Genomic DNA, 14,062 nt, shown 5'->3' with positions numbered 1-14,062 from the left:
GACCTAATTGACATTAATCAGTATATTCATCGTAACTTATAGAAGACGTCCATTCATTATTACTATTCAAAACTTTAGTAGTCGTCTTTAAATATATTTTGTCGGCTTTACTTATATAATCTCGGCTAATAACTTTAAATAGCTGTGGTTCATTAGATTTGATATGGTAGTAGCTCGAAAGGTTTCCAGATCCATTTTTTTCAGAGGATACTATTTCCTTTTGAACGTAATTGAAGTCTGGCACTGATCTACCTTGAGTAGTTAACTCAGAAAATTGTAAATCGGATTCATAAGTTTTTTTATTTTGATTATATAGGTAAAAAGTATAAGAAGGGCTTCCATAATTTCCTAGTAATCCTGATATATAGGCAAAATCTGTATAACCGTCATAATTAAAATCACCAAATATAAAAGTGTATCTTTCATATTTAGAGTATTGTCTGGTACGAGTATCTGAAGATAGCCTAGTGTTCATTTCTTGTAAGGAAGGCACAGCAGTATTAATATTTATCGTCTGATGCCAATTAGAATCAAACCTATCTTTTATTTCAACTGATACAGGTGTAAAACAATAATCCCAAGTATTGTTAGAACAAGTTATAGCTCGAATTTTAAACGTTTTTGCGTTGCCTGAGTTATTTAAAACATAGTTTTTAAAATTTTTATTTGATTGGGCGTTAGCTTCATACGTTAATAGCACAAGTGTAAGAAATATCAAACTTGTCATTATCTTATATATAATAATTATCAAATTAATATCTCTGTATTTATTAAAAGTTTCCATGTTCTTTTCCTAAACGGCTAATTATCAGAGACTAACAACCACAGTCACCGTCATCATAATTATATTCATCATCTAAAGGAGTTAACTCGAAACTGTCATCTTCTCTAATTGAAATACTATCTAATATTAACTCAACCTTCTCAGCCTTATCGCCAAATACACTTAAGGTCTGACCCTCTTCATCAAGCTTACCTTCAATCTCTGTACCTTTCGAGTGATTAATAAGCTTATAGCTGATGCCTTGATCTATTAAGTCTTGCGGTAACAGCTTTTTAAGATCAAACGCTTTACTAAACAACCCCGACGTTGGCAAAGCAATCATCGGCGCATTGACTTTAGCTCCCATCACCAAGCTCTTCTTCACCGCATTCACCTTAATCTCCCCCGGGCAAACGAGCTTAATCCCGCTCTCATCAATCGTCAGCGACGCCCCCGCGCTAGTTTGCAGCTTGATGCGTTTCGGACTTGCGATATTCACTTGTCCCGACTCGCTACCGATGGTCATGGATTGCTGGCTATGCAGTTGCAGCTCACCGCCCTGTGCTTGTATCGCTACTGGCTTGGTATTAGCACTGATATGCAGTCCTGATAGCGCAGCCTGTCCGGCTATCCCTGATAGCGACTCGATAGTATCTGCCGTCAAGGTATAGTTGCCTGCCACCACATCCGATTGGGTAGCGCCTGATTGGCGTACGATGGTCTTGGCTATCCATAGGGTATTGTTGCTTGATGCCAAAATACTGTCTTTGCTGACTACTAGTACATCGGACGCACCTAAGACTTCAGTTTGTAGGGTCTCATCGATCACCTGCGCTGCGGTTTCAAAGGCTTTTATAGACGCGTTCGCACTACTGATCTCTTGGGTGGATTGCAAGTGCGCTTGTTTGGCTTCCATCAGGGTCTCACTCAGCTCAGCACCCAGTTTCAGCTGGCGTTGTCCTGCGTCGTTGACCCACGCCGATTCATGCTCGGAGTGGCTGTGCCGGATCCCAAAGGTAGAGAGCAGCATGCCACTGTCTGCTGTGGCTTGCAGTCCATGATCGGTGGCAAGGTTGACCCCTTGTCCGCTGCTTGTCGATTGATGGTTGCTGTAGCGATGGCGTAGGACACCAAGCTCGAGGATGTGCTCATCTGGGGCAAAGACTGCTTTGTTGGTGGTCGTTGGGTGCTGTGCGTTAGCATGGGCATTGGTATTGACACTCCACTGCATGCCGATCTGGTTTGGAGTGTCATCAAACAGTAGGTTGACTTCACTATTAGAGGTCAGCCCGTATTGAGCGATACCGGTTATCCAGCCGCTATGTGCGTCGTCATCCTTGATTTGTGAATGTCCCAGACCGCCACCATGCCATCTTGGTGAGGATCCGTTTTGTAGGTTATGCCGGTTGGAGAGTCCGCTATCACGGGAAGTGATGTCTTTATCATCAGTGTCGCCCATGCCGATACCGTTATAGAGGCTGCGGCTGATCAGCGGGCTATCCTTGTCGCCGTACCAGTGGTTAAGCAGCACCGACTGTCCGAGTCTTGGGGTAAACTGCCAACCGTGAGTCGCACCTGAGGACAGTTGTAATGCTCTAAGCGGCGGGGTGATGCCATCATCATACGGGCTGATACCAGCAGATACAGGCGTAGTGATGGTGCGCTGCCCATTTGGTGCCCAAACCGTGCCCTGCCCTAAAGCTGCGAATACTGAATTGACCCCAACCTATACAATTTACATCATCAAAATTAATGACACCTAACGCAAAAGGTTAAGTGTCACCTTGACTCTGAACCCAACTTCGATTTGGCAAAAAATATATTTTTAGACTCTTTTTTATTTGCATGATAGATATTATTATTTTGCCTGCTCAACAAGACATCTTGTGTATCAGTAAAGACTGACTGATCATACTGGTCTGGATTGGCAGCAGCGTAGAAGGTTGGACCAGTATAGTCATCAAGTTTGCTATCAATAGCATAGTTAGCGTCAGTGTTCTTGACCACTTCGATGCCTTTAAGGTAGATCAGGATAAACTCGCCCCATTGATGCATTTTATCAACCCTCCCTATCTCAACTGTTGTTTAATATAACGACTTAGACAATAGACCAAAATTATGAGTATAATTACCTGAAATTATCAACAAAAACTCACTGTAGCTCATTATGAATCTAAAACCTCTATTCGTATCTTTGTTTATCTTACCTCTATTTTCTATCACCGCCTGCGCCACTGAACCTACACCGAAGGTAGATAGCGATGGCATTCCCCAAACTCGAAATGATCTAACAGCAGATGAACAGCAGCAATTAAATGACTTCTTAGCTCAGCAAAAAGAAAATATGCGCTTTATCGAAGGCGGCAGCTTTGAGATGGGTGACTTCGGGCATAAGCTCGACTGGACGGATGGTCTACCATTGACAGGACAAGCTGATAATAAGCCTTTGCATCCTGTGACGCTCGATAGCTTTAGTATGAATGCGTATAAAGCCACTTATGGTGACTTTGATATCTATAGTATGGCAACGGGGCAAGAGAAAGTAAGCACACAGAAAAATAATCTTAAAATACGCCAACCTGATGCTGCGGCGGGTATCAATTGGCAAACCGCCCAGCACTATTGTCAATGGCTGGGGCAAAAGTTAGACGTACCAATGGATCTGCCAACCGAAGCCCAGTGGGAGTATGCGGCGCGTAATCGCGGAGAATATGTCTTATTTCCAACCGATACAGGAGATATAGATCCTGGACGTAATATGTGGACATATGAAGAGCAGCGTAAGCTGAGCGATAAGTATAATTCTTTCGTCCTTACAGTTCCTATTGTCGGATTATATCCACCCAATCCTTTAGGGCTTTATGATCTATCTAATCAAAACTACGAATGGATGATAGATTGGTACGATCCTGAGTATTATGCTAATAGTCCAAAAAATGATCCACGAGGCCCAGAAATAGGTACAGATAAAGTATTGCGAGGTGTAGATGCTACTGAAGGGTCAGCTGGTAATGTACGTGCTGGAGGTGCCGTTACTATTAAACGATTTCAAAGAGAGCCGAATCCACCTTTAATTTCTGATAATTCTAATATAAATCAAAATAGAGCAACTTCTGCCCGCTGCGTAGCTAATTCAAGCAAGCCCATGTCTTAAAAGTATTAAGGTTTAATTAACTAGACATTATAAGTATCATCATCATTTCTCTGGATTGGTGCTGCATCTCTATAGCCATCAAAGACTGACTGATCATACTGGTCTGGATTAGTGGCAGCATAGAAAGTTGGACTGGTGTAGTCACCCATCTTACTGTAGATATCGTAATTAGCATCGGTATTCTTCACCACCTCTATGCCTTTAGGGCTGATCAGGATAAACTCGCCCCATTGATGCATTTTATCAACCCTCCCTATCTCAACTGTTGTTTAATATAACGACTTAGACAATAGACCAAAATTATGAGTATAATTACCTGAAATTATCAACAAAAACTCACTGTAGCTCATTATGAATCTAAAACCTCTATTCGTATCTTTGTTTATCTTACCTCTATTTTCTATCACCGCCTGCGCCACTGAACCTACACCGAAGGTAGATAGCGATGGCATTCCCCAAACTCGAAATGATCTAACAGCAGATGAAAAAAAGCAGCTAGATGATTTCTTAGCTCAGCAAAAAGAAAATATGCGCTTTATCGAAGGCGGTAGCTTTGAGATGGGCGACTTTGGGCATAAGCTCGACTGGACGGATGGTTTGCCATTAACTGGACAACCTGATAATAAACCCCTGCATAAAGTCACGCTTGATAGCTTTAGTATGAATGCCTACAAGGCAACTTATGGTGATTTCGATGTCTATAGTATGGCAACGGGGCAAGAGAAAGTAAGCACACAGAAAAATAATCTTAAAATACGCAAACCAAATGTGGCAGCTGGCATTAACTGGCAAACCGCCCAGCATTATTGTCAGTGGTTAGGAAGTCAGCTTGATGTTCCTATGAGCCTGCCAACTGAAGCACAGTGGGAGTATGCGGCGCGCAATCGCGGACAATATATACTATTTCCAACGGACACAGGAGAGATCGATCCGGGGCGCAATATGTGGACTTATGAGCAAAAGAATGCCATGAGCGAAAAATATGATACCGTTGCTCCAGTCCCTATTGTAGGTCTATACCCTCCTAATCCTTTAGGGCTTCACGATCTATCCAATCAAAACTACGAATGGATGGTGGACTGGTACGATCCTGAGTATTACGCTAATAGTCTAGAGCATAATCCACAGGGACCAGAAACAGGTACAGAAAAAGTCTTGCGAGGCGTGGCTGCTGGAGAAGGATCGGCACACAATCAACAAGTCGTGGGTGAGATCACTGTCGGACGATTTCAAAGCGATCCTAATCCACCTTTAGTGATGGATATAGATCGTATTAATCAAAATAGTAAAACTTCTGCACGTTGTGTTGCTAATTCTATAAAGCCTATATCTTAGAGAGGTGTTACGCTCTAATTTACTAAACGTTATAAGTATCATCATTCTGTTTGATGGGCACTGTATCTGTAAAACCACTAAAGACTGACTGATCATACTGGTCTGGATTGGCAGCAGCGTAGAAGGTTGGACCAGTATAGTCATCAAGTTTGCTATCAATAGCATAGTTAGCGTCAGTGTTCTTGACCACTTCGATGCCTTTAAGGTAGATCAGGATAAACTCGCCCCATTGATGCATTTTATCAACCCTCCCTATCTCAACTGTTGTTTAATATAACGACTTAGACAATAGACCAAAATTATGAGTATAATTACCTGAAATTATCAACAAAAACTCACTGTAGCTCATTATGAATCTAAAACCTCTATTCGTATCTTTGTTTATCTTACCTCTATTTTCTATCACCGCCTGCGCCACTGAACCTACACCGAAGGTAGATAGCGATGGCATTCCCCAAACTCGAAATGATCTAACAGCAGATGAACAGCAGCAATTAAATGACTTCTTAGCTCAGCAAAAAGAAAATATGCGCTTTATCGAAGGCGGCAGCTTTGAGATGGGTGACTTTGGGCATAAGCTCGACTGGACGGATGGTCTACCACTGACAGGACAAGCTGATAATAAACCGCTGCATCCCGTGACGCTCGATAGCTTTAGTATGAATGCCTACAAAGCCACTTATGGTGACTTTGATATCTATAGTATGGCAACTGGACAACCAAAGGAAGGAATGCAAAGTATAGGAATAGAGATACGTCAACCTAATGCTGCGGCAGGTATCAACTGGCAAACGGCGCAGCACTACTGTCAATGGTTGGGTCAACAGCTTGAAGTGCCAATGAATTTGCCAACTGAAGCACAGTGGGAATATGCGGCGCGTAATCGCGGAGAGTATATCCTATTTCCAACGGACACCGGAGAGATCGATCCAGGCCGTAATATTTGGACGTATGAGGAACAAAGGACAATTAGTGGAAAATATGATCCTGTTTTTGCAGTTCCCTTAGTAGGATTATATCCACCCAATTCTCTAGGACTTTATGATTTAATCAATCAAAACTACGAATGGATGATGGACTGGTACGATCCTGATTATTATGCTAATAGTCCAGAGCATAACCCGCAAGGTCCTAAGACAGGCATAAGGAAAGTACTACGAGGTGTAGAAGCCAATGAAGGATCAGCTGGTAATGTACATGCGGGAGGTGCCGTTACTATTAAAAGATTTAAGAAAGAACCAAACCCGCCTCTAATCTCTGATGATCCTAATTTAAATCAAAATAGAACGACTTCCGCTCGGTGTGTTGTTAACTCAAGCAAACCTATATCCTAAAGGAAAATTACTATTTGATGGGTTAGACATTATAAATATCGTTATTACTTCTTTTGACTGGTGATACATCTCTATAGTCATCAAAGGCGGAATGATCGTACTGGTCTGGATTGGCAGCGGCGTAGAAGGTTGGACTAGTATAGTCGCCCATTTTGCTGTAAATATCATAATTAGCATCGGTATTTTTGACCACTTCGATGCCTTTAGGATATGTAGGCTTGATTTTTTGACGCATGGTTATATAGACATTAACATAATGGCTACCAGTATTAGGCTTCGCTGTACTGTTTGAATTAATCATTGCTAGCACAGCGGCTTCATCTGCCATTCCTGTACCGTAGTTAAGCAGTCGAATAACATCGCCTTCGTTTTTACCCAAATTTCCTTTTGCTCCGTTAACAGTCATATGCTGTAGCGTATTGCGCCATTCAGGAGAGGTGGTAATGGTAGCAAAGATGATAATAATAGCCTGTTTACGATACTCTAAGAGATCAAAATCAATATCGATAGGTATTGTACTTCTAACACTAGCAGTAGGCAGGTCTTCAGTATGACTTAACCAAGCGAAACGAGTCAGTTGATAGAGGAGCATTCCTTTGGCTTCAGGGGTCGCATATTTAAGCCAATCGTCATCCCGTTTACTAATAATACGTTTAGCAAGGGCTACTCTTGCTTTATCAGTATCAATATAAGTTAAGAATTTCCTAAAATCGTCCGTTATTTTTTGTAATGATTGGGTAAATTGAGAATTCTGACCAAGCATCAACACTGACAATTGACTTATTGCTGTAAAAGCGGCTCCTTGGATATAAACTAAAGTTCGAAACCCTGCATGTAAGAGCTGATAAGACAACCAGCGTATAAATTCGGCAATCAATGCAGAATCTATCTCAAACTCCATACCACCTTTACCACCAAGTCCAAAACACAGTGCCGCTTGCGCCCGTACTTTAAACTTACCACCTTGGTAGAAAATATAGAAACTACCACTAAAGCCAACGCCCGCACTGCCTGCGATCGTACCTGATACCTTAGCAAAAGATCTAAAGTCCTTCACCTCAGGATTGAGCCATTCGATACTGCCAGCAGGTGTGACACCTACCTCAGCACCAGCAAAGGCATCGACGCCGATATCCGCTTTAGTATTAGAGTTGGCATCCATAACCTCAACTGGCTCGTAGCTGCGTTCGACATCGAATTTGCGCTGCTTATTTGCCGCATCCCACATATTCGCCGCCGTCTGTCTCGGTACACGGCTGGCGGATACGAGCTTTTGCGAGCCGCCTTCAAACTTAATGGAGGCAGAGCCTGCAATGCTCGCTTTTACGCCTGTGAACCCATAAAAGTCGCAAGACACTATAAAGCGTATCGCACCTAAGTCTATTTTACCAGCAGCTTCAAACTCTGCATGTAATCGCCAGCCGTCTTTTGAGGGTATCGCCATTCTCGTCTCGATATTCCCTTCGCAAAGCACTAGCTTGCCACTGACGTCAAATCCACCACTAAGCTCTATATCACCTTCTTTAGGATTCCATTCCGCTGAGCCACTAGCTGATGCTCCGCCAATGGCACGTAACCACTGAGCAGTGGCATCAACATCCAAACTTTCGGATATCTGGATAGAGCGACTAAGCTCATTAGCAGAGCTTATGAGACTATCACTTAAAAATCTTAAATCTAAATCTTTACTATACTGCTCAGATTCCCATTCTTTCTCAACGGATAAAGAGATATTCTTGATACTATCGACGAGTCCGGCCACATCTAATGACTCAGGACTGGCCGAAATACCGACACCACTACCTGTCTCAAGACTGATACTATAATCTGTCTGATTAATACGATTATTACGGTACCGTAGATAAGCATCATTTTCTAGATAACGTCTGACTAAGCGAGTATTACCTCTACCTCTGTCGTTTCCAGCGTAGCGCTCTACTAAAAACACTTCTTTTAAGTCAGATTTCGTGGCAAAGCTACTATTAAGCTTCTCTTTAACTGCGTCTTCCGCGATGCCTAGTGCGTCCTCTATGTCTTGTATCTCTTTAATCGATCTACCCTGCTGATAAGCTCCCTCTAGTCTTGCTCGCTGCTGATAGGTCATTTGCACCAGCTTGCCAAGCTCAGCAGATATTTCATCGAACTGCTTAAAGTCTTTTGGTTTTAAGATCAATAGTTCTTTTTTTGCAAGATCATAAACGATAGGCAGCTTGCTTTTACTTCCAAGCATAGCCTCAATATCCGGTTTATCTGGCACCGTACTACACATCATGGTTTTTATTTCAATAACATGATAAGGGTCTTCGCCTTGATGCTTGGGAATGACTATCTCTTTTTCTTTTAAGGTCAGCTCACAACCTGCAAGAGATACTTTGACGCTGCGGACAAAGTTTTGAATAAAAGGGGCGATACGTCCATGTTTATCAGTCGTTTTTACAGCTCCTTTCTTTTCGCCATTCTCATCGATCAGCCATACTTTAACGTTGGGAATGCCTTTATTTTTATTATTGACCACTTTAAACCCAACAAAAGTTTCTAAGCATACAGCATAGCTCGAAGTCTTCCCATCATGTTTTATGATTGAACTCTGAGTGCCTTGATATTTCTTACGAACCTTGGCATTTAAATATGAAGAAGCTCCTTTTGGTTTAATTTTAATCTGGTAACCTTGATCTTTTATTCCTTGGAACGGTGCAGTCATACCGTTCTCATCTGTTTTACCGATTTTTATGACTTTACCTTTATTATAAATCTTGTAGTCCAGTTCAGAGATCCAATCGCCTTTTGTAGATCCATCTTTATCAAAGTATTCATATAGTATTAAGAAACTTAATGGGTTTTCTGAGCTAACTTTTAGCAAATGTATATGACCAATGGACTGAGTATCTTGATTTAAAACTTTAGGATAACCTTGCCCACCATCATAATAAAAAAAAGTATTTTTTGGAGATAGTTTAGATATCTTAATACCAGTTTTGATATTACCATCGGCATTTGAGGTAAAGGTTTTCTCCTTTATTCCACTTTTAGTTTGGTACGCTATTACAACCTTTTCATATTGAGCAGGTTTACCATTGTTGTAAATAGCCTTTATTTCTAAGTTTCTATCTAAAGCCATTACTCATCATCCCCAAAACTCAATGTAAATCCCTCATGCTCATCACCAACGATATGTATACCCACTTCTTCAGGCGTGTCTGTGACGATCTGTTCAGTGCGGCCTTGCGCATCGGTTTTACCTTTTTTAACCGTACCGTCGTCCATAAACAGCAGGTATTCAGTATCAGCGATAGGCTCTCCGAACGTGTCCTTGGCGACATAAGTTAGATAAGATTTGATCTCTGAGCCACCTAGAGATGGCAGGGTTGGCGTAATATTCGCCCCGCCCACCAAGCTCTTCTTCACCGCATTCACCTTAATCTCCCCCGGGCAAACGAGCTTAATCCCGCTCTCATCAATCGTCAGCGACGCCCCCGCGCTGGTTTGCAGCTTGATACGTTTAGGACTTGCGATATTCACCTGTCCCGACTCGCTACCGATGGTCATGGATTGCTGGCTGTGCAATTGCAGCTCACCGCCCTGTGCTTGTATTGCTAGCGGCTTTGTGTTGGCGCTGATATGCAGTCCTGATAGCGCAGCCTGTCCGGCTATCCCTGATAGCGACTCGATACGATCTGCCGTTAAGGTATAGTTGCCTGCCACCACATCCGATTGGGTAGCGCCTGATTGGCGTACGATGGTCTTGGCTGTGGTTAGGGTGTTGTTGCTTGATGCCAAAATACTGTCTTTGCTGACTACTAGTACATCGGACGCACCTAAGACTTCAGTTTGTAGGGTCTCATCGATCACCTGCGCTGCGGTTTCAAAGGCTTTTATAGACGCGTTCGCACTACTGATCTCTTTTGTCGGTTGCAAGTGCGCTTGTTTGGCTTCCATCAGTGTCTCGCTCAGCTCAGCACCCAGTTTCAGCTGGCGTTGTCCTGCGTCGTTGACCCACGCCGATTCATGCTCGGATTGGCTGTGCCGGATACCAAAGGTGGAGAGCAAGACTCCGCTATCCGCTGTGGCTTGTAGCCCGTGATCGGTGGCAAGGTTTATACCCTGTCCGCTGCTTGTCGATTGATGGTTGCTGTAGCGATGGCGTAGGACACCAAGCTCAAGGATGTGCTCATCTGGTGAGAAAGTAGCACTGCTGGTGCTGGTGGGGGTTTGGGCGTTGGCACGACTAGCAGTGTTGACCGACCACTGCATGCTGATCTGGTTTGGAGTGTCATCAAAGAGAAGACTGACTTCAGATTGATCGTTAAGTCCGTATTGAGCGATACCGGTTATCCAGCCGCTATGCGCGTCATCATCCTTGATTTGCGAATGTCCCAGACCGCCACCATGCCATCTTGGTGAGGATCCGTTTTGTAGGTTGTGGCGATTGGAGAGTCCGCTATCACGGGAAGTGATGTCTTTATCATCGGTGTCGCCCATACCAATACCGTCATAGAGGCTGCGGCTAATGACGGGGCTGTCTTTATCACCGTACCAGTGGTTGAGCAGCACCGACTGTCCGAGTCTTGGGGCAAACTGCCAGCCGTGAGTGGCACCTGAGGACAACTGCAAACTGCGCAGCGGTGGCGTCACCCCATCGTCGTGCGGGCTGATACCAGCAGATACCGGAGTGGTGATGGTGCGCTGCAGACCGTCATCGGTCACCTGTGAGGCGTAGCTTGGACTCGCTGAGGTAGTTTGATCACCGGTACGGGCTTGGGTAACGCCTGTATAGGTACTGCTGACAAAGGCGAGTTTGCTGGGATAGGGACAGTATGGAATAGCAGAGTCTAATAGTGTGGCGGTTACCCAAACTCCGGTGTCTTGTGCGATGTCGATACCGTATTGGGGAATGGCTGCATACGACTGATGGACGGTGCTGACCGTATACAAGATGTCGGTTTGCTGTTGGCTGCTTTGATGGGCGTGCTTACTAGTACGAGTGAGCCAGTCCGCTATAAAAGAAGCATGATGGTAAGAGACGCTGTCGCTATCTGGTTCGATGCCGATCATAGTAAGTGCGGTGCAATAGCTTGCTAAAGTGTGAACAGTCGATAAGTTATCGATATGCACGCGATTGCCGATATGCATGCCGCGCATCGAACCAGCAGCGGTGTAATACTCTCTATTGCAGGTATTAGCAGCGACCCACTGCTTGGCCATACGAGTGGCAGCAGCATCGCTATCGACTCGAGACGGCGCCCCTAATAAGACGGTCTTATCTTGCATAGCCAGTGCAGAATCGTCATAAGCTTGGCCTTCATAGAGAGTATCCGCTGACAACCCATCAGCGCGTACTGCCACAATAGAGGTGCCGCGTTGCTTGGCTCTGATCTGTAGCTCGTCCACGATATCACTACCGGACTGTACGGAAGACGCAGCATAGCGGTAGCTTACTGGCTCAAGCGTGCTATCCTCTAAAGTGTTGATTAGCTGCCAGTGACCAAGATTGTCGGCTGAGTCGCCGTTTATCCATAAAGCCGATATGCCGATATCTGCCAGTAATCCTGTGATAAATTCATAGTCACTCACATCAAATTGGCTGCGCATGGCGAGTGGTGCGGTCAGCTGTTCTGATGATAAGAGTGGGTCTGAGAGCTGCCATTCAAAGTCATAATCACCAAGGATCGCGGTGATGATATCGAGCGTAGACTGGTTCACAAAGCTGCGGGTATGGATAGACTGAGTGAGTTGCCAATCTGGGCTGGCAACATCTAAGCTATAAAAGTGAATAGCACCATCTGAGTGCTGGTAGTGGACGGCTCTGATATGTCCACAGCGATAAGTGGGTTTGCGAGCGGCGGTAAGCGTGGTGAGACAAACTGGTGTGCCGATGAGTGATAAACAAGCGTCGCTATCCAAAAAACACTGAGTATAAGCCAGTATACTGCCCACCGCGTGTTGATGGATACTACTCTGCCATAAAAAGGTGACTGGGTATAAGGCGTCAAAAGGCAGGACATCTGCACCTACATAGAGCTGATGCAGACGAGCGCGTTGTGAAAGCATAACTGGGATTCTCATCGTAGTTAGGTTGAGCGTAAAACAACAGCATTATCAACAAAAGTTATGGGCTGCCACGTGAGAAAAGTATAGTGCTTATTGAAATATTGTCAACTCTTAAGCCTATGATTATCAATAGCCATTGATAAAGTCAGGAGAATATAAAAGGTAAAAAGAGTTACGGATATTTTATAACGGCCATTTTTATCTCTTTTAGATGACTATTGATTGAGTTGAGGACACTTAAGTTCACTTATTTTAAAATACGGACATGACATGGTGTGTGTCAGTGTTACGTTGGATTGATTGTATAAGGATAAATACTCAGCCCTTATAGCGTGACACATTGACCCAAGCTTTTTGCTTTGGCTTTTTTTGCTACCTGTAAAGCGACGGCTGCATCAAAGCTGGCTGCGCCCACTGATTTAAACAGCGTCATACCTTTATCTTCCTTCACATCGAGGCTAATTTTTTTATTGATCAAGTCCCCTAATGTGCCAGTGAGCCTATCCCATGTCCAAGCACTATCACTGTCTTCATGCGCTTGTATCAAATCCCCTGCTTCATGTAAGCCGCCTTCAGCATCGTCAATGATCACAGAGTCGCAGGCCTCTATCACTGAGTTGCTAACTTCCTTCATCGTGGCCTGATAAGCACCCACCGCATTGATATGAACATTTGCCTTTATCTGCGCCGCTTCAAATAGTCCTGCCGTCGCGCGTGTGGCCAGATTGATAATATCTGCGTCTCTGATCGCCTCTTCAATATGCTCACAAACTTGAACATCAACTTGCCATTGTGGATACTCTTGTATAAACCTGTCTCGAAACTGATGCGCCGTCTGCGCCGTTCTATTCCATAGTTTTACGTGCGTGATATCTGGACGTACTGTGAGAATAGCGTTTAGCTGCTCATATGCCATCCCGCCTGTACCGACCACTGCTGCCACCCGACTGTGTGGATTTGCCAGATGTTTAGTCGCTATCCCCGACAGCGCGGCGGTACGCACTTGGGTGATATATATTCCGTCCAAAAAAGCCAGCATATCGCCTGTCTCATTATTTGAGACAGTGATGGCGGCCATGGTGGTTGGTTTATCGCGCTGAGGATTGTCGGGACAGATGGTGACCAGCTTGACGACTGCATACTCGTTTTCACCATCAAAAACCACTGACGGCATCGACAAATGCGAGCCTGAGGTGTGTGCATCACTCTCCTGAAAAGTAGGAATGACTAGGCGCTCAGGTGTTTTAATCCAGCTCGGATGCTCGCCTTGTCTCTTCAGCAGCTCCTCGATAGCACTGATGGCCATCGGCATGGTTAGCTGTTTTTTTACGGTATGAATGTCTAAAATCTGCATAATTATCCTTAATCTGTTTTGTTATTTTACTATGAACAATTCTTAAATGTGACATTAAAAAAGCTAATAAGCAA

Annotated in this window: 11 protein-coding genes; 3 read left to right on the top strand and 8 right to left on the bottom strand. The window is 44.0% G+C overall.

Annotated features, from left to right (window positions below):
- Positions 1-13 precede the first annotated feature (13 nt).
- The 3 genes from BTV99_RS04585 to BTV99_RS04575 form a co-directional block, all read right to left on the bottom strand.
- Positions 14-784, bottom strand: coding sequence for a hypothetical protein (locus BTV99_RS04585; RefSeq protein ID WP_075101190.1), 771 nt, complete (start codon positions 782-784; stop codon positions 14-16).
- 31 nt (positions 785-815) lie between these two features.
- Positions 816-2,294, bottom strand: a complete 1,479-nt coding sequence (locus BTV99_RS04580; protein WP_075101189.1) for a DUF2345 domain-containing protein — start codon at positions 2,292-2,294, stop codon at positions 816-818.
- A gap of 248 nt (positions 2,295-2,542) precedes the next feature.
- Complete coding sequence (locus tag BTV99_RS04575) at positions 2,543-2,818, bottom strand: hypothetical protein (protein WP_075101188.1); 276 nt, start codon at positions 2,816-2,818, stop codon at positions 2,543-2,545.
- Between the two features lie 112 nt (positions 2,819-2,930).
- Between BTV99_RS04575 and BTV99_RS04570 the strand changes: the two genes are divergently transcribed.
- The gene (locus BTV99_RS04570; RefSeq protein ID WP_075101187.1) at positions 2,931-3,917 is read left to right on the top strand and encodes an SUMF1/EgtB/PvdO family nonheme iron enzyme; all 987 of its coding nucleotides are present in this window, start codon (positions 2,931-2,933) and stop codon (positions 3,915-3,917) included.
- Positions 3,918-3,937: 20 nt separating this feature from the next.
- Here the strand turns inward: BTV99_RS04570 and BTV99_RS04565 are convergent, their stop codons facing one another.
- Positions 3,938-4,156 (bottom strand): hypothetical protein, encoded by a 219-nt coding sequence (locus BTV99_RS04565; RefSeq protein ID WP_075101186.1) that lies wholly within the window; start codon positions 4,154-4,156, stop codon positions 3,938-3,940.
- Positions 4,157-4,268: 112 nt separating this feature from the next.
- Between BTV99_RS04565 and BTV99_RS04560 the strand changes: the two genes are divergently transcribed.
- Positions 4,269-5,252, top strand: a complete 984-nt coding sequence (locus tag BTV99_RS04560) for an SUMF1/EgtB/PvdO family nonheme iron enzyme (protein WP_075101185.1) — start codon at positions 4,269-4,271, stop codon at positions 5,250-5,252.
- Between the two features lie 22 nt (positions 5,253-5,274).
- Here the strand turns inward: BTV99_RS04560 and BTV99_RS04555 are convergent, their stop codons facing one another.
- Positions 5,275-5,490, bottom strand: coding sequence for a hypothetical protein (locus BTV99_RS04555; protein WP_075101184.1), 216 nt, complete (start codon positions 5,488-5,490; stop codon positions 5,275-5,277).
- A 112-nt stretch (positions 5,491-5,602) separates the two neighbouring features.
- Here BTV99_RS04555 and BTV99_RS04550 point away from each other — a divergent pair, with 112 nt between their 5' ends.
- Positions 5,603-6,586, top strand: a complete 984-nt coding sequence (locus BTV99_RS04550) for an SUMF1/EgtB/PvdO family nonheme iron enzyme (protein WP_075101183.1) — start codon at positions 5,603-5,605, stop codon at positions 6,584-6,586.
- Between the two features lie 22 nt (positions 6,587-6,608).
- Here the strand turns inward: BTV99_RS04550 and BTV99_RS04545 are convergent, their stop codons facing one another.
- The 3 genes from BTV99_RS04545 to BTV99_RS04535 all read right to left on the bottom strand — a co-directional run bounded on the left by BTV99_RS04545 (position 6,609) and on the right by BTV99_RS04535 (position 13,988).
- Entirely contained in the window at positions 6,609-9,704 is a 3,096-nt protein-coding gene (locus tag BTV99_RS04545) for a hypothetical protein (RefSeq protein ID WP_075101182.1), read from the bottom strand.
- Positions 9,704-12,634 carry a contractile injection system protein, VgrG/Pvc8 family gene (locus tag BTV99_RS04540; RefSeq protein ID WP_075101181.1) on the bottom strand — a complete coding sequence of 977 codons (2,931 nt, stop codon included), beginning with the start codon at positions 12,632-12,634 and terminating at the stop codon, positions 9,704-9,706. Before BTV99_RS04540 ends, BTV99_RS04545 begins: the two co-directional genes overlap by 1 nt.
- 325 nt (positions 12,635-12,959) lie before the next feature.
- A complete protein-coding gene (locus BTV99_RS04535; RefSeq protein WP_075101180.1) occupies positions 12,960-13,988 on the bottom strand; it encodes an ornithine cyclodeaminase family protein in 1,029 nt (342 codons plus the stop codon).
- Positions 13,989-14,062 lie beyond the last annotated feature (74 nt).

Origin of the sequence: Psychrobacter sp. Rd 27.2 (assembly GCF_001921755.1) — a bacterium.
GTDB lineage: Bacteria > Pseudomonadota > Gammaproteobacteria > Pseudomonadales > Moraxellaceae > Psychrobacter > Psychrobacter celer.
This window is presented reverse-complemented; position numbering and strand designations above follow the sequence as displayed.